This is a genomic window from Pseudonocardia lacus, assembly GCF_018531445.1.
Lineage (GTDB): Bacteria > Actinomycetota > Actinomycetes > Mycobacteriales > Pseudonocardiaceae > Pseudonocardia > Pseudonocardia lacus.
Genome location: NZ_JAHDTH010000086.1, coordinates 1 through 19,334 on the forward strand (window position 1 = coordinate 1; position 19,334 = coordinate 19,334).

Below are 19,334 nucleotides of genomic sequence, written 5' to 3' on the forward strand. Positions count from 1 at the left end.
TCCCTTGTGGTGCCCCCCCCCCCCGCCGCTGTCCCGCCCTACAACTTCGTTCTCGACGGGGCGGGGTGCGGGGGGCCGCGCGGGTTGGACGAAAGCCGCGCTCGTGCGGCCGCGGCGCGGGGCTCTTGCGGTGAGCGCCGAAGGCGCGAACCCGGGCGCGCGTAGCGCGCCCACCGGGCCAGCCCGCTCGGCCCGCGGCACCCGCGGTGTGCTCGCAGCCCGAGGGGTGTGCTCGCAGCCCGAGGGGTGTGCTCGCAGCCCGAGGGGTGTGCTCGCAGCCCGCCGGCGCACTGCGACATCCACGCCACCGCTGCGACGAGCCAGCCAGCGCTGCGATGCCCCCGCCAGCGCTGCGCGACCACGCCAGCAGGCCTGCTCGCAGCGCGAGGTGGGTGCTCACAGCCCGCCGGCGCGCTGCGACGCCCCCTCGACGGCTGCGACGACCGGCCAGCGCTGCGAGGAACGCCCTTCTTCGCAGCGCCCGAGTGGTCCTCGCAGCCCGGGCACCGCTGAGCAGCGATAAGGCCGGGAAGGCTCTACCTGTCGGCGCACGTGGCCGCCATCCTGGCGCCACGGGGCTGTTTCACCCGGTTCACCCACACCTGCACGCGCTCGCCGCCACCGACTCACCGGCTGCTCAACAACCCTCCGGCCCGGTGCTGGTCGGCCCCACCGTGCGGCGCAATCCGCCGCCCGTCGTCGTCTACCAGGGGCGACGGCCGAACCCCCGAAAGTGATCCACCCCGGCCTCCCGCGGCGAGGGGGACAGTGACAGTGTGGCCGGGTGCGACTCGTGTTCGGTCCCGACGACCTGGAGGCGTACGCGGCCGTCCGCGACCGGCTGCGGCTGCACATCGTCGCCTGGGCGCGCCGGCGCGGGATGCACGTCGAGCCGTCGCTGGTGGCGGCGGCGCTCGACCACAAGCACGGCGTCGACGGCCGGTTGGGCCACTGGACGCGCGCGCACGTCGCCGACGCGCTGGCCATCTGGTTCCCGCGCACCGTCGCCCTGCTGGAGGACGACCGCGAGGCCGTCCCGGTCGCGTTGCACGCGCTGGTCGGGTTCCTGGCCGACCAGGACTGGCTCGACCCCCGCTCCGACGCCCCCGGCGACCTGCACGCCCAGATCACCGACTCGACCCCGGCCCTGCACGACGCCCTGGACGACGAGCGCAACCACGACCTGGGCACGTTCTGGGCGGTGCAGATGCTGCGCCACGGCGTGCCCACCGCCGACCCGGCCGCCGTCGCCCGCTTCCTGACCCAGGTGCACACCGGGGAGCTGCAGATCGACCGGGCCGCGCTGGCCGAGATCACCCGGCGCCAGCGCATCGAGGAGCCCGACGCCCCGGCCGAGCCGCCGGAGCTGACCGCCGAGCTGCGCCCGGTGCTGCTGCCCGGGGCCGCGCGGATGCTCGCCGCCGCCGACTCCAGCACCGCGCTCGCCCGATTACGGGCGTTCACCCGCTGGGTGCGCGCGGGGCGGGCGGTCACCCGCGAGGGCAAGCTGCTGCTCGGCGACGCCAAGGCCGTGGCCGACGCGCTCGACCTGGACCACTTCTCCCGCGACCGCGCCCGCACCAGCGACGAGCTGCCCGAGATCACGCTGCTGATGGCCTGGGCCCGGCAGGCCCGCCTGGTGCGGGTGGTGCACGGGCGGCTGATCCAGGTGCGCAGCTCGGCCCCGCTGCTGAGCCGGCCGATCGAGCTGTGGAAGCGGGCGTTCGAGGCCATCGGCGGGATCGGCGAGCACTTCGGCGGCAGCAACGTCTTCGGGGCGCCGTCGCTGTTCGGGATGAGCCTGGGCGACGCGTTCCCCATCCTGCTGCGGCTGCTCTACGCCGCGGGCGGCGACCCGATCCCGGTGGAGCTGTTCCACCGGGTCGTGCGCGACACGGTGAACCGGCGGATGGGCTGCGTCGTCGACGACCTCGCCGGCGACGCCGAGCACCGGCTGTGGCGCCGCGACGTGACCGCGCTGCTCGACGCGCTGGAGCTGCTCGGCGCCGTGCACCTGGAGGAGAGCCTCGACGGCGACAACCACGACCAGCTCAGCGCGCTCGCCGGCCGCGACGACCCCGACCCCACCCTGGTCTCGCTGACCCCGATCGGCCTGTGGGGCGTGGCCGAGCTGCTCACCGAGCAGGGCGTGCACGTGCCCCAGGTGGGCGAGCTGGTCGAGGAGGAGATCGAGTACGTCTGCGTGCGGGTGTCGCGGCTGCGCCGCGAGGTCGCCGAGGCCGAGCTGACGGCCTGGGTGCAGGCCCGCCGCCCGCGCGCCGCCGCCCAGGAGATCCTGCGCTACCTGCAGCGCGCCGAGGACGTCACGCACCGCGACCTGGCGGTGTTCGCGCTGTCGCGGGCCGGCACGCCCGCCAGGGAGGTCGCCCGCTACCGCCGCGACCGGCCCTCCGGCGTGCCCGCGCACTGGACGCCGTCGCCGGGCAGCCCGACCCGGCTGGAGTGCGACGCCCGCATCCGCCCGGCCTGACCGGCCACCCGCCCGAGGGTGGGAATCCCGGATCGTCACCCCCACCTGTCACGATCGGTCACCGGTCGGACGCGGAGGGGCGCATGGGCACAGGGTCGGTGGTACGGCGGCGGATGCTCGCCCGGCGGTTGCGGCTGCTGCGGGAGATGGCCGGGCTGACCCTGGAGGTCGCCGCTCCCCGGCTGTTCTGGTCCAGCAGCAAGCTCAACCGCATCGAAACCGGGCTGCAGCCCGTGGACGTGCACGGGCTCAAGAGCATGCTCGACCTCTACGGCGTGGGCGGCGACGAGTGGAAGGAGCTCACCGAGCTGGCCATCGCCTGCCGCGAGCACGGGTGGTGGCGGGCCTACGGGATCGGCGACAACAGCTACGTCGGCTTCGAGGCCGAGGCCGTGCGCCTGCATGAGTTCGCGACCGGGTTCGTCCCGGGCCTGCTGCAGACCGCGCCTTACTGCGCGGCGCTGCTCCTCGCCTCGCCGGTCCGTAGCGACGGAGACCGGGAACGCGAGGTCGCGGTGCGGGCGCGGCGCCAGCGCCGGCTCACCGCCGCCGAGGACGACCTGGAGCTGGTGGCGGTCGTGGCCGAGGCGGTCCTGCACAACCCGGTCGGCGGTCGCGACGTGCTGCGCGAGCAGCTCGACCACCTGCTGATGGCCGCCGAGCTGGAGAACGTGAGCCTGCAGGTGCTGCCGGCCGGGACCGGTGCCCACCCGGCCCTGGCGTCCGGCTTCGCCGTGCTGCACTTCGGCGACCTGGGCGAACCCGACATCGCCTACGTGGAGCACGCCCTCGGCGCCGTGCAATTGGAGAAGGCGAAGGACGTGGCGCTGGCTAGACTCAAGTTCGACCAGCTGCGATCCCTCGCGCTGGCCCCGGCCGCGTCGCAGGCCCTGATCGAGCGGGTGGCCGGGCGGCTCTAGCCCCCGGAGGCCCCGTGCACATCGACAGCCTCGACTGGCGCACCAGCAGCTTCAGCCCGGACAACGGCAACAGCTGCGTCGAGGTGGCGTTCCTGCCCGACGGCGGCACGGCGCTGCGCGACACCAAGAACCGCGCCCTGCCCGCGCACCGCTACCCCGCCGACGCGTGGGCCTCGTTCCTCGCCGGCGTCCGCACCGGGGAGTTCACCGCCCGCTGAGCGGGGCGGTTTGCGCCGTCGGCGCGCCCGCTGCACAGTGTCGCCGGTGCGACTGGAGAACATCGTCTGGGACGCCCGCGACCCCCACCTGCTCGGCCCGTTCTGGACGGCCGCCCTCGCCGCGGAGCCGATGACCGACGAGCCGGACCTCGTGGAGGCGCGACTGAACCTGTCCGACGACGTCTTCCTCGACCTGTGCTTCCAGCAGGTCGATGAGCCCTCGACCTCACCGGCCCGCCTGCACCTGGACCTCGCCGGCGGAGAGCGGCAGCGGGAGGTCGTGCGGCGGCTGCTCGACCTCGGCGCCGAGCACGCCGACGTCGGCCAGGGCCAGGTGCCCTGGACCGTGCTCGCCGACCCCGAGGGTGGCGCCTTCTGCGTGATGGAGGACCGCGAGGCCTACCGCGCCACCACCGGCCCCATCGCGGCGCTGCCGCTGGACAGCGCCGACCCGGAGCGCGACGCCGCGTTCTGGGCGGAGATCACCGACTGGGTGCCGGCGACGGGCACCCCCGGGGTGACGACGCTGCGCCACCCCTCTGGCGTCGGCCCGCTGCTGGAGCTCTGCCCCGAGCCCGAGCCCAGCCGCGGCAAGAACCGGCTGCACCTCGACGTGCGCCCGGACGCCGCCCGCGACCACGACATCGTCGAGCGCGTCCTGCGCCGGGGGGCCACCGCGCTCAGCGAGCCGGGCGAGCACCCGTGGCGGATCTTCACCGACCCGTCCGGCAACGAGTTCTGCGTCCTGGCCCCCCTTCCCTGACGGGGCGGGGTCAGGTCCCGAGGGCCGCGGACACCACGGCCTGGGCCTCCTCCTGGATGCGGGCCAGGTGGTCGGGGCCGCGGAAGCTCTCCGCGTAGACCTTGTAGACGTCCTCGGTGCCCGACGGGCGCGCGGCGAACCAGCCGCCCTCGGTGACGACCTTCAGCCCGCCCAGCGCGGCGCCGTTGCCCGGGGCGGAGGTGAGCCGATCCGTGATCGGGTCGCCGGCCAGCTCGGTGGCCGTGACGTCCTCGGCGGAGAGCTTGCCCAACCGGGCCTTCGCCTCCGCCGAGGTGGCCACGTCGGTGCGCGCGTAGGCGGGCTCGCCGAACCTGCCGGTCAGCTCGCGGTAGCGCTCGCTGGGCGTGCTGCCGGTGACCGCGGTGATCTCCGAGGCCAGCAGGGCCAGGATGATGCCGTCCTTGTCGGTGGTCCACACGCCGCCGTCGCGGCGCAGGAACGACGCCCCCGCGCTCTCCTCGCCGCCGAACCCGATGGAGCCGTCGAGCAGGCCCGGCACGAACCACTTGAACCCGACCGGGGTCTCCACGAGCCGGCGCCCGAGGTCCGCCGCGACGCGGTCGATCATCGACGAGCTGACCGCCGTCTTGCCGATGCCGGCGTCGGGCGCCCAACCCGGCCGGTTGGCGTAGAGGTAGCCGATGGCCACCGCCAGGAAGTGGTTGGGGTTCATCAGCCCGTCGGCGGTGACGATGCCGTGGCGGTCGGAGTCGGCGTCGTTGCCGGTGGCGATCGTGTACTCACCGCGCGACTCGACCAGCGAGGCCATGGCGTAGGGCGACGAGCAGTCCATCCGGATCTTGCCGTCCCAGTCCAGGGTCATGAACGCGAACCGGGGGTCGACCTCGGGGTTGACCACGGTCAGGTCGAGCCCGAGGCGCTCGGCGATCGCGCCCCAGTAGGCGACCGAGGCCCCGCCGAGCGGGTCGGCGCCGATCCGCACGCCCGCCTCGCGGACGGCGTCGAGGTCGAGCACCGAGGGCAGGTCGGCGACGTACTCGCCGAGGAAGTCGTAGCGGCCCAGCCCGGTGCGGTCGATCGAGCCGCGCTTGACGCCGTCGAGCTTCGCGGCGAGCAGTTCGTTGGCCCGGTCGGCGATCCAACCGGTCGCGTCGGTGTCGGCCGGGCCGCCGTGCGGCGGGTTGTACTTGAACCCGCCGTCGGGCGGCGGGTTGTGCGACGGTGTGACGACGACGCCGTCGGCCAGCCCGCTCACCCGCGCCCGGTTGTGGGTCAGGATGGCGTGCGAGACGGCCGGGGTCGGGGTGAACGCGTCGTCGCCGTCGGCCAGCACGTGCACGCCGTTGGCCTGGAACACCTCGATCGCGGTGACCCACGCCGGCTCGGACAGCGCGTGCGTGTCGCGGCCGATGAACAGCGGCCCGTCGGTGCCCTGCGCGGCGCGGTACTCGCAGATCGCCTGGCTGGTGGCGGCGATGTGGTCATCGTTGAACGTGGTCCTCAGCGACGACCCGCGGTGGCCCGACGTGCCGAACGCGACCCGCTGCGCCGGGTCGTCCGGGTCGGGGTGGCGGTCGTGGTAGGCGTCCAGCAGCGCGGACAGGTCCACCAGGTCCTCGGGCTGGGCGCGGGTTCCGGCGCGGGGGTGGGTGGACATCGACGTCTCCTGGGGTCGCCCGACGGGATCGTCGACCACCCTGCCAGGCCGCGGTCGATGCCGCTGCGTCGCGGCGTGCGCCCGCCCGCTTGGCGCGGTCCGGGGTCGTCGGGGCGCGCCCATGGCGGCCGGGGCGGGGGTGCCCTCGCAGAACTCGTGCTGGCCTCGCAGCCCGGGGAGGGCCGTGGCAGCGCGCCGGCCGGCTGCGAGGACGCAGCCAGCGCTGCGACGACGCCCGGGGCGGGACGAGCGAGCGGCGACCGAAGCGGACCGGCGGGGCCTAGCCGGCGCGGGGACCGGCCTGGCGGGGGATGCGCTGGTGCAGCGGCAGTGCCGCCGGCGACGCCGGCGAGGCGGCGGGCGGAAGCACCCGCGGCGGGCTCGGGCGCGGGATGCGGGTGACGACGTCGCCGGCCAGGCCCTCGTCGGCCAGCAGGCTCTCCTCCGGAGCGGTGCGCGGGCGGGGCGCCGCGGCGCGGACGCCGGTGTCGGTGGTCAGGTGGAAGTGGCCGCGCCGCGACCGCCCGCACATGTAGGGGCGCAGCGGGCGGGCGCCCAGCGCCTCCAGTTCGCGCGCCGCGGCCTCGGCGGCCGCGCGGGTGGGGTAGATGACCTTGCCGTCGGTGCCGCGGCTCTGCTTGGCCGGCACCCGCCCCGACATCTCCGCGACGCTGGGGGTGCAGAACACCGGCCGACCGTTCTTCATCAGCTTCGCGTGCCGGTGCAGCACCTCGGACCGCGCGTGGTCGCGGACGCCACGCTGCCTCGGCACCATCGGCCCGATGTTCGTGTCGTCCATGTCGGCGGCCCCTCTCCTCGTCGGATACCCGGTGATCGCGTGGGCCACAGCCTGCCGTTAGCCGGCCGGTTCCGGGATAGCTCGATCGTGTCGAGTTGAGCGCACCGTAGAGGGGGTGGTCACGGTCCGTGGTGCGTCCACTTGTGGACAACTCGCCGCGACACGCCCCTCCCGCGTCCGGCCGCATGGGTCCCGGCGCCTAGTTTGTGCGTCGGGGAGGTCGAGTCGATGTTGTTCGTGCACCGGGCCGAGCGGGCCGACGCGCTCGCCGACGCGCTCGGCGCGCTGCTCTCCTCGCCGCTGCCCGACCCGTTCGCCGCGGAGGTCGTCGCGGTGCCGGCCAAGGGCATCGAGCGCTGGCTGGCCCACCGCCTGGCGCACCGCCTGGGCGCCGAGCGCGGCGACGGGGTGTGCGCGGGGGTCTGCTTCCCCTCGCCGTCGGCCGTGGTCGCCGCGGCGGTGTCCGCCGCGACGGGGGTCGACCCCGAGGCCGACCCGTGGCGCCCGGAGCGGGCCGTGTGGCCGCTGCTGGAGGTCGTCGACGAGTGCGCCGACGAGCCGTGGTGCGCCCCGCTGGGTCGCCACGTCGAGCGCCACCGCGGCCGCCGCTACGCCGCCGCCCGCCACCTGGCCGAGCTGTTCGCCTCCTACGCCGCGCACCGGCCGGAGATGCTGGAGGCCTGGCGGCGCGGAGAGACGCAGTGCGACCCTCGGGCCGACGACCTGTCGTGGCAGCCGCAGCTGTGGCGGCGGTTGCGCGAGCGCATCGGCCGGCCCGGGCCGGCCGAGCGGCTCACCGCCGCGTGCGCGACCCTGCGCGCCGAGCCCGACCGGGCCGACCTGCCCGCGCGGCTGTCGGTCTTCGGCCCCACCCGGCTGCCCGCCGACCAGCTCGCGGTGCTCACCGCGCTGGCCGAGCACCGCGACGTCCACCTCTGGCTGGCGCACCCCTCCCCCGCGCTCTGGGCGGCCGTCGGCGAGCCGCGGCGGGTGCCGCCGCGGCGCAGTGACCCCAGCGCCGACGCCCCCCGCCACCCGCTGCTGTCCTCGCTCGGGCGCGACGTGCGCGAGTTGCAGGTCCGGCTCGCGGTCGCGGCCCCCCGGCGCACCGACCGGTACCACCGCCTGCCCGACACCCCGCCCACGCTGCTCGGGCGGCTGCAGCGCGAGCTGCGCGACGACGCTCCCCCGAGCGCGCCCGCCCCGCTCGACCCCGACGACCGCAGCATCCGCGTGCACTCCTGCCACGGCCCGGACCGGCAGGTCGAGGTGCTGCGCGAGGTCGTGCTGGGCCTGCTGCGCGACGACCCGACGCTCGAACCGCGCGACGTGCTGGTCATGTGCCCGGACATCGAGATCTTCGCCCCGCTGATCTCCGCGGCGTTCGGCCTGCACGACCAGCACGCCGACCCCGACGCGCACGCCGGCCACCCCGGCCACCGGCTGCAGGTCCGGCTGGCAGACCGGGCCCTGCGCCAGGTCAACCCCCTGCTCGACACCGTCGCCCAGCTGCTGGAGCTGGCCGGCGCCCGGGCCACCGCCTCCCAGCTGCTCGACCTGCTGGGCTCGCCGGCGGTGCGGCTGCGCTTCCGGCTCGACACCGACGACGTCGAGCGCATCACCGACCTCGTCGTGCGCTCGGGCGTGCGCTGGGGCCTGGACGCGGCCCACCGCGCGCCCTTCCGGCTCGACGGGTTCGCCCAGAACACCTGGGCGGCCGGGCTGGACCGGATGCTGCTCGGGGTGGCGATGGCCGAGGGCGGCTCCGACGGCCCCGACGGCGGCGGTCCGCAGTGGCTGGGCACCGCGCTCCCGCTCGACGAGGTCGACTCCGGCGACATCGCCCGCATCGGCAAGCTCGCCGAGTTCGTCGAGCGGCTCACCGGCGTGCTGGGCGCGCTGCGCGTGGAGCAGCCCCTCGACCGGTGGGTCGAGGCGCTGATCGACGGCCTCGACGCGCTCACCGACACCACCGAGGCCGACGCGTGGCAGGCCGCGCAGGCCCGCGCCGAGCTGGCCGAGGCGGCCCGCTCCGCCGGCCCGCACGCCGCCACCGTCCCGCTCGGCCCGGCCGACGTGCGCGGCCTGCTCGACGAGCGGCTGCGCGGGCGGCCCGGCCGGGCCAACTTCCGCACCGGCAGCCTCACCGTCGCGACGCTGGTCCCGATGCGCTCGGTGCCGCACCGGGTCGTCTGCCTGCTCGGCCTCGACGACGGCGCCTTCCCGCGGGCCGGGGTGCCCGACGGCGACGACCTGCTGGCCCGCGAACCGCTGGCCGGCGAGCGCGACCCCCGCAGCGAGGACCGCCAGCTCCTGCTCGACGCGATCTGCGCGGCCACCGAGCACCTGGTCGTCGTGCATTCCGGGGCCGACGAGCGCACCGGCGCCCGGCGCCCGCCCGCGGTGCCGCTGGGCGAGCTGCTCGACGCGATCACGGCTACCGCGGGCCAGCAGGGGCGCCGGCAGGTCGTGGTGCGCCACCCCCTGCAGCCCTTCGACGCCCGCAACTTCGCCCCGGGGGCGCTGGGCGTGCCCGGCCCGTTCAGCTTCGACCGGGCCGAGCTGGCCGGGGCCGTGGCCGCGGCCCGCCCGGCCGTGCCGCCGGCGCCGTTCCTGGCCGCCCCGCTCGACCCGGCCCCCAACGGCACCGTCGCCCTCGACGACCTGGTCACGTTCCTGGAGCACCCGGTCAGGGGCTTCCTGCGCCAGCGGGTGGGGCTGTCGCTGTTCGCGGGCGAGGACGAGCCCACCGACGCCCTCCCGGTCGACCCCGACGGCCTGGGCCGGTGGGCGGTGGGCGACCGCCTCCTGCGCGACCGCCTCGCCGGGCACTCGCTGGAGCGCTGCCGCCAGGCCGAGTGGCGCCGCGGCGAGCTGCCCCCCGGCGCGCTGGGCGAGCGGCTCCTGCACAGCGTCCTCGACGACGTGGAACCGCTGGTCACCGCGGCCATGGCGCACCCGGCCGGGCCCGGCGGGGCCACCGACCGCGACATCGACGTGCCGCTGCCCGGCGGCACGCGCGTCGTCGGCACCCTCGGCGGTCTGCACGGGTCGGCGCTGCTGCGCGTCGAGTACTCCCGGCTGGCGGCCAAGCAGCGCGTGCGGGCGTGGGTGCGGCTGGTCGCGCTCACCGCGTGCACCGGCGAGCGGTGGACGGCGGTCACGCTCGGCCGGGGCACGGGCCACGCGCTGATGAAGGCCACCGCCGGCCCGCTCGACCAGGCCCGCGCCCTGGCCGTGCTGGCCGACCTGGTCGACCTCTACCACGACGGCCTGCGCGCGCCGCTGCCGCTGCCCACGGTGGCCGGGCTGACCTACGCCTCGGTCCGCCGAGGCGGGGCCGACCCCGACGCCGCCCTGGAGGAAGCCCTGCGCAAGTGGACCACCGGTGCGGGCGCCGAGCGCCGCGAGCCCGCGCACGCGAAGGTCTGGGGCCCCGACGGCGCCGACCTCACCCGCGAGCCCGGTGGCCCGGGCGGCGAGCCCACCCGGTTCGGCACGCTCGCGCTGCGGCTGTGGGCGCCGCTGCTCACCGCGGAGGACGTGGTGCGGCTATGACCCCAGTGACACCAGTGACACCAGTGACCCCGGTGACCCCGATCCGCGCGGGCGTCCAGGCCCCGACCGCGCGGGCCGGCGCCCGCACCCTCGGCCCGGCCCCGTTCGACCTGCGCGGTCCGCTGCCCAGCGGCACCACCGTGCTGGAGGCCAGCGCCGGCACCGGCAAGACGTTCACCATCGCCGCGCTGGCCGCCCGCTACGTCGCCGAGGGCCGGGCCGAGCTGCCCGAGCTGATGCTGGTCACCTTCGGCCGCGAGGCCACCCAGGAGCTGCGCGAACGGGTCCGCGAGCGGCTGGTCGACACCGCACTCGGCCTGGCCGACCCGGGCGCCGCCCGCGCGTCCACCGACCCGGTGCTGTCCCTGCTGGCCGACGCGCCCGACGCGGAGGTCGCGCTGCGGCGGGATCGGCTCGTCCGCGCGCTCGCCCAGTTCGACGCGGCCACGATCGCCACCACCCACCAGTTCTGCCAGCAGATGCTGGCCGGGCTGGGCACCGCCGGCGACGCCGACCCCGACGCGGTGTTCGTCGAGTCCATCGACGACCTGATCGCCGAGGTCGTCGACGACTTCTACGTGCGCAAGTACGGCGCCCGCACGGCCGGCACCCCCGAGTTCTCCCGGGCCGACGCGCTCGCCCTGGCCCGCCGGGCCGTGCACGACGGGCAGGCCCGGCTGGAGCCCGCCGACGCCGAGCCGGGCAGCACCGCCGAGGTCCGGTTCCGGTTCGCCACGGCCGTCCGCGCCGAGGTGGCGCGGCGCAAGACCGCGTTGCGCGTCTACACCTACGACGACATGCTCACCCGCCTCGCCGACGCGCTGGCCGACCCGGCCCGCGGCGCCGCCCGGCGCCTGCGCGACCGCTACCGCGTGGTGCTGGTCGACGAGTTCCAGGACACCGACCCGGTGCAGTGGGAGATCCTGCGCCGGGCCTTCCACGGCCACACCGCGCTGGTCCTCATCGGCGATCCGAAGCAGGCGATCTACGCCTTCCGCGGCGCCGACGTGGTCAGCTACCTGGAGGCCACCGAGGCCGCCACCCGGCACGCCACGCTGGGCACCAACTGGCGCAGCGACGCCCCGCTGCTGGCCGCGTTGGACACGGTGCTGGCCGGGGCGGCGCTGGGCGACCGCCGGATCACCGTGCACCCGGTCGAGTCCGCGCACCCGTCTGCACGGCTGCACGGGGCCCCGGTGGACACCCCGTTCCGGCTGCGGGTGGTGGGCCGAGAGGGCCTGCCGAAGGCGCCCCGCCGCGATCTCGTGGTCGTCAGCGGGGCGCGCGACGTGGTCGCCCGCGACGCCGCCGCCGACATCGCGGCCCTGCTGGGCAGCGCGGCCGAGGTGGCCGGGCGGCCCATCGCGCCGGCCGACGTGGCCGTGCTGGTGCGCACCAACGACCAGGGCGGCAAGATCCGCGACGCGCTGGCCGCGGTCGGCGTCCCCGCCGTGCAGACGGGCACGGCCAGCGTGTTCGGCGCGCCGGTGGCCGGCGAGTGGCTGACGCTGCTGGAGGCGCTGGAGCAGCCGCGCGCGTTCCGCACCCGGGCCGCCGCGCTGACCTGCTTCCTCGGCCACACCGTCGCCGAGCTCTGCGGCCCGGGCGCCGACGACCTGTTCGACCGGCTCGGCGCCACCGTCCGCGCCTGGTCGGCCGTCTTGCGCGAGCGCGGGGTGGCCGCGCTGCTGGAGGCCGTCACCACCGCCACCGACCTGCCCGGGCGGCTGCTGGCCACGGCCGACGGCGAGCGCACCCTGACCGACCTGCGCCACATCGGCCAGGCCCTGCACGCCGCGGCCGTGGAGGGCCACCTGGGCCCGGCGGCGCTGGCCGACTGGCTGCGCCACCGGATCGCCGGGGCCGCCACCGACGTCGGCGCCGACCGCAGCCGCCGGCTGGACTCCGACGCCGCCGCCGTGCAGATCATCACGATCCACCGCAGCAAGGGCCTGGAGTTCCCGATCGTCTACCTGCCCTTCGCCTGGGACCGCAACGTCCGCGATCCCGAGGTCCCGCTGCTGCACGACGAGCACGGCGCCCGGGTCCTCGACGTCGGCGGCGAGAGCGGCGAGGGCTGGAAGGAGCGGTGCGCGCGCCACCGCGCCGAGGAGGCCGGCGAGGACCTGCGGCTGCTCTACGTCGCGCTGACCCGTGCCCGCTGCCAGGTCGTCACGTGGTGGGTGCCGGCCACCACCACCGCCGCCTCCCCGCTGCACCGGTTGCTCATCGGGCGCCCCGAGCCGGGCACCGAGCCGCCCGAGTTCTGCCGCGTCCCCGCCGACCACGCGGCGGTCACCGCACTGCGCCAGTTGGGCACCGGCGCGAACGCCGGCCGGATCTCGGTGGAGCGGGTCGACGAGCGCCCGGCCCCCGCGTACCGCCGCCCGGCCGACGCGCCGGCCGCGCTGGCGGCGGCCCCGTTCGACCGCGCCCTCGACACGGCGTGGCGACGCACCTCCTACACCGCGCTCACCGCGGCCGGGCACGGCGCCCACGGCGCCCCCCATGCCGGCAGCGAGCCCGAGGAGCGCGTCACCGACGACGAGGGCTCCGCGCTCGACACCGACGCCGACCTCGTCGCCGCGGGGGCGGCCACGCTCGACGCCGCCGACGCGCTGCCCTCCCCGATGGCCGACCTCCCGCTGGGCGCCGCGTTCGGCACGCTGGTGCACGCCGTCTTCGAGACCGCCGACCTCACCGCCGCCGACCTGCCCGGCGAGCTGCTCGCGCACTGCCGCGACCAGCTCGCCCGCCACCCCACGGGCGGCCTGCGGGCCGAGGAGCTGGCCGCCGCGCTGGAGCCGGTGGCCCGCACCCCGCTCGGACCGCTGGCCGGCGGGCTCGCGCTGGACGGCATCGCCCCGCGCGACCGGCTCGCCGAGCTGGAGTTCGAGCTGCCGCTGGCCGGCGGCGAGGAGCGCGGCACCCCGGTCGCGCTGGACGCGCTGGTGCCGCTGCTGCGCCGGCACCTGCCCGCCGACGACCCCCTGCGCGACTACCCCGACGCGCTGGCCGAGCTGCCCGACCAGCGCCTGCGCGGCTACCTCACCGGCAGCATCGACGCCGTCCTGCGGCTGCCCGGCGACCGGTTCGCCATCGTCGACTACAAGACCAACTGGCTCGGCCCGGTCGGCCCCGACGGGCGCGCCCCGCTCACCGCCGGGCACTACCGCCCGCCCCGGCTGGCCGAGGCGATGATCGCCGCGCACTACCCGCTGCAGGCCCTGCTGTACGGGGTCGCGCTGCACCGGTACCTGCGCTGGCGACTGGCGGGCTACCGGCCCGAACGCCACCTCGGTGGGGTGCTCTACCTGTTCGTGCGGGGCATGTGCGGCCCGGACACCCCCGCGTACGGCGGCACCCCGTGCGGGGTGTTCGGCTGGTCGCCCCCGGCGGCGCTCACCGTCGAGCTCTCCGACCTGCTGGCGGGGCCCGCATGACGCGCTGACCCCCACGATCCCGCTCCCCGCCCGGCCACCCGCGACACGGCCGTCCTTCCCCGGCAGGTCCCCCATGGCAGCACCCACCACCCCGCCCACCACCCCGGTCGCCCCGCACGCCCTCGCCGACCCGGCCGACGTCCGGATCTCGCGCGCCGCCACCGGCCTGCTGGGCGCGTTCAACACCGCCGGGGTGCTCGACGCCTCCGACGTCCAGGTCGCCACCCGGGTCGGCCGCCTCGGCGGGGAGACCGACGAGCGCGTGCTGCTGGCCGTTGCGCTGGCCGTGCGCGCCGTGCGGCTCGGCTCGGTGTGCGTCGACCTGGCCGCCGTCGACCGGACGGTGCTGGGCGAGGGCGACGAGCTGGTCGACGTCTCGGCGCTGCCCTGGCCGGAGCCGCGGGCCTGGCTGGCGGTCTGCGTGGCCGGCCCGCTCGTCGCCGACGGCGAGCAGGCCCCGCCCGGGCGCCCGCTGCGGCTGGTCGACGGCCTGCTCTACCTCGACCGGTACTGGCGCGAGGAGGAGTCGGTGCGCCGGTCGCTGGCCGAGCGGGCCGCGCTGCCGCCCCCGCCGTACGACCCCGAGCGGGTGCGCGCGGGGCTGCACCGGCTGTTCCCGGAGGCCGACGCGGCCGGCCAGCGGGTGGCCGTGGCCGTCGGGGCGCTGCGCCGGGTGCTGGTGCTGGCCGGCGGCCCGGGTACGGGCAAGACCACCACGGTGGCCCGCCTGCTGCAGGTGCTCTACGAGCAGCCCGGCGCGGCGCCGCGGATCGCGCTGGCCGCGCCCACCGGCAAGGCCGCGGCGCGCCTGCAGGAGGCGGTCGCCGAGGAGTTGCCGGCCGAGCTGCGCGCGCGCATCCCCGAGGCCGCCACCCTGCACCGGCTGCTGGGCTGGCGCCCGGGCACCCGGCGGTTCCGCTACGACCGCACCCAGCGCCTACCGTTCGACGTCGTGGTCGTCGACGAGACGTCGATGGTCTCGCTGACCATGATGGCCCGCCTGCTCGACGCCGTCCGCGCCGACACCAGGCTGATCCTGGTCGGCGACCCCGACCAGCTGGCCTCGGTCGAGGCCGGCGCCGTGCTGGGCGACCTGGCCCGCGCGGCGGGCCGCCCGGAGCCCGGGCTGCAGTCCGCGCTCGACGGGCTGGGCCTGACCGGCGGACGACCCGTGGTCAACGGCGTGGTCACCCTCGACCACGTCTGGCGCTTCGGCGGCGCCATCGCCGACTTCGCCCGCGCCGTGCGCGACGGCGACGCCGACACCGCCGTCGCGCTGCTGCGCGCCGGCCACCACGACCTCGGCTTCGTCGAGCCCTCCCCCGACGGCCCACCACCGGCCGAGCTGCTGGCCGGGGTGCGCGCCGACGTCGTCGCCGCCGGCCGCGCCCTCACCGACGCCGCCCGCGCGGGCGACGCGTCGGCGGCGCTGACCGCGCTGGAGCTGCACCGGGTGCTGTGCGGGCACCGCCGCGGACCCTTCGGGGTGACCCGCTGGACCACCGACATCGAGCGCTGGCTGGCCGAGCGCCGGCTGGGCCCCGACCGCGACGCCGGCCCCTGGTACCCCGGCCGCCCGGTGCTGGTCACCGAGAACGACTACGACGCCGGGCTGTTCAACGGCGACACGGGCGTCGTGCTGAGCCGCCCGGAGGGCCTGCGGGTGGCGTTCGCCCGGGGCGGGCCGCCGTCGCTGCACCCACCGTCGCGGCTGGGCGAGGTGGCCACCGTGCACGCGATGACGGTCCACCGCGGCCAGGGCAGCCAGTTCCGCCGGGTCACCGTCGTCCTGCCGCCGGCCGAGTCGCCGTTGCTGACCCGGGAGCTGCTCTACACCGCGGTCACCCGGGCCCGGGAGTTCGTCCGCGTCATCGGCACCGCCGAGGCGGTGCGGGCGGCGGTGCAGCGGCCCGTCGGCCGCGCGAGCGGGCTGCGCCACCGGCTGGCCCGCTGAGGGTGTCCGTAGGAATGCGGTACTACGGCGCGTGACCGTGCCGTACGAATGGGGGCATGCGCTCGCCATCGGCTCCCGGCCCCGTGCCGGACGGAGACGCGGGGTCCGAGACCGATGAGCAGCGCGAGTTCACCATCCACATCGTCGGCCGCCGCGGCGCGCCGCGGGAAGGCGCCCGGCTGTCCCGCGTGCTGGCCGTGGCCCTGTTCGTGGCGGTCGCGGCGACCTCCCTCGTCACGCTCGCCACCGGGAACGCCGACCCGGTCCCCCCGATCGTCTGGCTGTCGACGGCGCTCGGCCCCTTCGCGCTGGCCGTGGCGTTCCACGTGGCCCGCCTGGGCGCCGCGCGGGCCAGGGCCAGGGCCGCGGCGCCGAAGCCCACCCGCGTCCGGGTGGTCCGCCACAGCGACCGCACCGGAAGCCCCGCCGGTGAGGCCCCCGAGCTCATCCCCGGCGCGCGGCCGGTGCCGCCGTCGGCCGTCCTCGGCGAAGGGGTCGGACGGGGCGACCGGAGCTGGTCGGGGGCCAGGCAGCGGTTCGCCCGCCTGCGCGGCGAGTACGCCGCGTTCGAGTGCGACCCGATGCGGGTGCTGCGGCTGCCCGCGCTCACCGACGTGTCGGTGCCCAGCACCGCCCGGTTCGTCGACGCCTTCGCCGACGCCCAGTCGCTGGCCACCGACCGCTACCCGGGGTCGGAGCACGCCCGCCGGTTCATCACCGCGGCCGACCACGCCGCCCGGACCTGGACCGCCGCCCGGGAGGCCGCCGAGCGCATCCGGCTGTCCGGCCTCACCCCGGCCGAGCGCCGCACCGTCGAGCGCGTCATCAAGCTCCTGACCACCGCGCGCGAATCCGACAGCGAACCCGAACGCCTCGTCGCCTACGCCCGTGCCCGCACCGAGCTCGCCAAGCTCGACCGCGACGGCGTCGTGCACGTCCCCCGCGCCGCCCGGGCCGCCCTCGGCGACGCCGCCCGCGGGCAACTACCCGGCTGAACCCACGCCCACGACAGGCGCACCAACCGCCCCGTCCACGAGGATGGGCGGGATGGCGGACTCACGCCGTGCTCGACAGCGAGCGGTCCGCTCGCGCCTGCGGGGTCGCGGGGTTGCTGGTTAGCTCGTCGGTGGAGGGCGGTGCGCATGGGGCTCAGCTGGACGGACGTCGTCCGGGCGACGACGCTCGGGCCGGCCGTGTTCGAGGTGGCGCCCGTGCACCGGCAGCGGGTGCGCGACTGGTTGGCCACCCAGGACCTGCCGCACGCCGTCCAGCGCGACGTGCACGCCCCCACGGTCGAGGGTTGGGCCCTGCTGGACGGCGGCGTCACCGCCGTCTCGGGCTACGGCCTCACCTCGCTGCCGCACGGCGTCCGGGTGCTGGGCTTCGCGGCCCTGCGGTTCCTGCTGGCCGGGCTCGGCGTCGAGGGCCCCGCCGAGCCGTTCCCCGCCGAGCGCCCCGTCGACCTCGCCGAACTCGACCGCCGCCACCGGGCGACCGCGCGCGACTCCCCGGAGGTCCGCGAGCAGGCCGAACTGCTCACCGTCTGCCGCGACGCCGTCCTGCTGCGCTGGGTGGCCGCCACGCTGTTCCAGGAGGCGATGGCCGCGCCGGCTCCGGCGGCGCCACCGCAGCCGCCCGACCGCCGGCCCGACGAGTCGACCGTCGAGATGCGCCCGGTCGACCCCGCGGCGCTGGTCTCCGCCGAGTCCACGCCACCGGGCGGCTCGCGACGCTAGCCGCCACCTCCGCAACGGCCGGTCACGCCGCGGAGACGGGCTCCCCCGACAGCGCCGCCGCCCGGCGCAGCGCCCGGTACAGCACGCCCGGCTCGCCCATCCGGCGGCGCAGGGCGCGCTCCAGGCCGGCGATCGGGTAGAGGTTCTGCGGGGCCCGCGAGTCCTTGTACTCCGTCGAGGCGAACCGGCCCAGCGTGACCTGGCTCGTCGCGGCCAGCGCCGCCGCCTCGGCCGCGGACAGCTCGGCGCTGCAGTCGACCCGGACCACCCCGGCCCAGGGCGCGCCCGGGGCGCACGGCAGGCGCAGGTACCAGGTGTAGACCTCGAAGCGGCTGCCCACCCGGAACACCGGGGTGCGCTGGCCCGCGCGCAGCGCGGCCACCACCCCGACCAGCCGCTCGGGCAGGTACTCGCTGCGGTGGGTCTTCACGAAGCCGATCGCGCGGGGCAGGCGGCGGCGCTCGTGCAGGGGGCCGTCGACGACGAGCAGGTCGTCGGCGGTGCTGTGCGCGGTGCGGGCCTGCTCGGCGGCCTCCTGCTCGGCGGCCATCAGGCCGCGCTGCAGCGCCAGCGACAGCAGCTGCATGGGCGCGACGTTGGCGGTCTCCGGGGTGCGGGTCTCGGTCTTGACCGCCTCGTAGCGGCCGGCGGCGGTGACCAGGTCGGCGCCCTCGTCGGCGGTGGTGAACAGCCCGCGCCGCACGTCCGCGCCGACCAGGTGGGCGCCCTGGTCGGGGCAGCAGCAGACGACGCCGGCGGCGTAGGACGCGCACAGCGCCGGAGCGGCTTCCCCGCTGGGCCCGTGCACCCAGACCTGGGCGTCGACGCGGCGCACCCCGTCGACGAACAGCACCGCCGACGGCGGGGCCAGCCCGGGGCTCGGGTCGACCGGGGCCCACTCGGCCGCGGGGACCTCGACGTCGACGTCGACCTCCGCGCTGGACTCGCCGCGCTGGCTGCCGGTGCTGGTCCCGTAGGCCGGGTCCCACGGGTCGACGCTGAACCTCACCGGGTGATCCTCACCCCGGTCGGGCGGCCGCAGCGGGAGGCGCGCCGTCACGCGTCGTCCTCGATGGTCGACCCCTCCCGGGTGACCGAAGAGGTGCGCTGGTCGCGGCGGACGGCGAAGCGCACCGGAACCCGCTCGGCGAGCGCCGGCACGTGCGTGATCACCCCGACCATCCGGTCGCCGCGGGTGGCCAGCGTCTCCAGGGTGCCGGCCACCGTCTCCAGGTTGGCCTCGTCGAGGGTGCCGAAGCCCTCGTCGAGGAAGATCGACTCCAGCCGGGCGGCGCCCTGCGCGGCCAGCCCGGACATCTGCGCGGACAGCGCCAGCGCCAGCGCCAGGCTCGCCTGGAACGTCTCGCCGCCGGAGAGGGTCTTGACCGGGCGGCGGGCGTCGGCGTCGGTGTGGTCGATGACCAGGAACTCGCCGTCGGCGTGGGTGAGCTCGAACTGCCCGCCGGACAGCTCGGCCAGGCTGACCGAGGCGTCGGCGACCAGCGCGTCCAGCGCGGAGGCCACCAGCCAGCGGGGGAACCCGTCCGAGCGGAGCAGCCGACCGAGCATGTGGGCGACCTGCTGGGCGCCCTCGGCCTCGTCGCGCTCGGCGACGAGCTTGCCGGCCTGCGCGCGGCGTTCGGCGATCCGGTCTCGCGCGCCCCGGGCGCGCTCGGTGGCCGCGGCGGCCGCGGGCAGCGCGGCCCGGACCAGCGGACCGCTCACCGCGACCTGGTTGGCGGTGAGGTCCTCGGCGAGGCGGCGCTCGATCCGCTCGCGCGCGGCCGCGGCCGCGGTGACCTCGGCCTCGGCG

13 protein-coding genes are annotated in these 19,334 nt (G+C 76.9%); 9 read left to right on the plus strand and 4 right to left on the minus strand.

Annotation, left to right across the window (positions count from 1 at the left end; all coding sequences use genetic code 11):
- The first annotated feature begins 784 nt into the window (after positions 1-784).
- From KIK08_RS19095 to KIK08_RS19110, 4 genes are all read left to right on the plus strand, one after another.
- Positions 785-2,491, plus strand: coding sequence for a hypothetical protein (locus KIK08_RS19095; RefSeq protein ID WP_214404554.1), 1,707 nt, complete (start codon positions 785-787; stop codon positions 2,489-2,491).
- An 83-nt stretch (positions 2,492-2,574) separates the two neighbouring features.
- Positions 2,575-3,411 carry a helix-turn-helix domain-containing protein gene (locus tag KIK08_RS19100; protein ID WP_214404555.1) on the plus strand — a complete coding sequence of 279 codons (837 nt, stop codon included), beginning with the start codon at positions 2,575-2,577 and terminating at the stop codon, positions 3,409-3,411.
- Positions 3,412-3,425: 14 nt separating this feature from the next.
- Positions 3,426-3,629: a DUF397 domain-containing protein gene (locus tag KIK08_RS19105; RefSeq protein ID WP_308257731.1), complete on the plus strand. Its 204-nt coding sequence runs from the start codon at positions 3,426-3,428 to the stop codon at positions 3,627-3,629.
- A 46-nt stretch (positions 3,630-3,675) separates the two neighbouring features.
- Positions 3,676-4,392: a VOC family protein gene (locus KIK08_RS19110; RefSeq protein WP_214404556.1), complete on the plus strand. Its 717-nt coding sequence runs from the start codon at positions 3,676-3,678 to the stop codon at positions 4,390-4,392.
- Positions 4,393-4,402: 10 nt separating this feature from the next.
- On the opposite strand, the gene pgm is transcribed toward KIK08_RS19110, so the two are convergent.
- Both pgm and KIK08_RS19120 read right to left on the minus strand, forming a co-directional pair.
- Positions 4,403-6,031, minus strand: coding sequence for a phosphoglucomutase (alpha-D-glucose-1,6-bisphosphate-dependent) (gene pgm / locus KIK08_RS19115; RefSeq protein ID WP_214404557.1), 1,629 nt, complete (start codon positions 6,029-6,031; stop codon positions 4,403-4,405).
- Positions 6,032-6,311: 280 nt separating this feature from the next.
- Complete coding sequence (locus tag KIK08_RS19120; RefSeq protein WP_214404558.1) at positions 6,312-6,830, minus strand: hypothetical protein; 519 nt, start codon at positions 6,828-6,830, stop codon at positions 6,312-6,314.
- A 228-nt stretch (positions 6,831-7,058) separates the two neighbouring features.
- On the opposite strand from KIK08_RS19120, the gene recC reads away from it, so the two are divergent.
- The 5 genes from recC to KIK08_RS19145 all read left to right on the plus strand — a co-directional run bounded on the left by recC (position 7,059) and on the right by KIK08_RS19145 (position 17,521).
- Entirely contained in the window at positions 7,059-10,388 is a 3,330-nt protein-coding gene (gene recC / locus KIK08_RS19125) for an exodeoxyribonuclease V subunit gamma (RefSeq protein ID WP_214404559.1), read from the plus strand.
- A gap of 32 nt (positions 10,389-10,420) precedes the next feature.
- A complete protein-coding gene (locus KIK08_RS19130; RefSeq protein WP_308257732.1) occupies positions 10,421-13,831 on the plus strand; it encodes a UvrD-helicase domain-containing protein in 3,411 nt (1,136 codons plus the stop codon).
- A gap of 73 nt (positions 13,832-13,904) precedes the next feature.
- On the plus strand, positions 13,905-15,785 hold the full coding sequence (recD, locus tag KIK08_RS19135; protein WP_214404561.1) for an exodeoxyribonuclease V subunit alpha: 1,881 nt from the start codon (positions 13,905-13,907) through the stop codon (positions 15,783-15,785).
- Between the two features lie 56 nt (positions 15,786-15,841).
- Entirely contained in the window at positions 15,842-16,780 is a 939-nt protein-coding gene (locus KIK08_RS19140) for a hypothetical protein (protein WP_214404562.1), read from the plus strand.
- Positions 16,781-16,921: 141 nt separating this feature from the next.
- Entirely contained in the window at positions 16,922-17,521 is a 600-nt protein-coding gene (locus KIK08_RS19145; protein ID WP_214404563.1) for a hypothetical protein, read from the plus strand.
- A gap of 22 nt (positions 17,522-17,543) precedes the next feature.
- Here KIK08_RS19145 and KIK08_RS19150 read toward each other — a convergent pair whose 3' ends face one another.
- Together KIK08_RS19150 and KIK08_RS19155 are read right to left on the minus strand one after the other, a co-directional pair.
- Positions 17,544-18,530 (minus strand): DNA double-strand break repair nuclease NurA, encoded by a 987-nt coding sequence (locus KIK08_RS19150; RefSeq protein WP_214404564.1) that lies wholly within the window; start codon positions 18,528-18,530, stop codon positions 17,544-17,546.
- Positions 18,531-18,577: 47 nt separating this feature from the next.
- Positions 18,578-19,334 (minus strand): SMC family ATPase (locus KIK08_RS19155; protein ID WP_250557329.1); only part of this gene is annotated, 757 nt, incomplete at its 5' end.

What these genes read in the sequence shown, in the direction of transcription:
- KIK08_RS19100 (WP_214404555.1), top strand. Translation starts at nt 2,575, where the DNA reads ATGGGCACAGGGTCGGTGGTACGGCGGCGGATGCTCGCCCGGCGGTTG.
- pgm (WP_214404557.1), bottom strand. Translation starts at nt 6,031, where the DNA reads ATGTCCACCCACCCCCGCGCCGGAACCCGCGCCCAGCCCGAGGACCTG.
- KIK08_RS19120 (WP_214404558.1), bottom strand. Translation starts at nt 6,830, where the DNA reads ATGGACGACACGAACATCGGGCCGATGGTGCCGAGGCAGCGTGGCGTC.
- recC (WP_214404559.1), top strand. Translation starts at nt 7,059, where the DNA reads ATGTTGTTCGTGCACCGGGCCGAGCGGGCCGACGCGCTCGCCGACGCG.
- recD (WP_214404561.1), top strand. Translation starts at nt 13,905, where the DNA reads ATGGCAGCACCCACCACCCCGCCCACCACCCCGGTCGCCCCGCACGCC.
- KIK08_RS19140 (WP_214404562.1), top strand. Translation starts at nt 15,842, where the DNA reads ATGCGCTCGCCATCGGCTCCCGGCCCCGTGCCGGACGGAGACGCGGGG.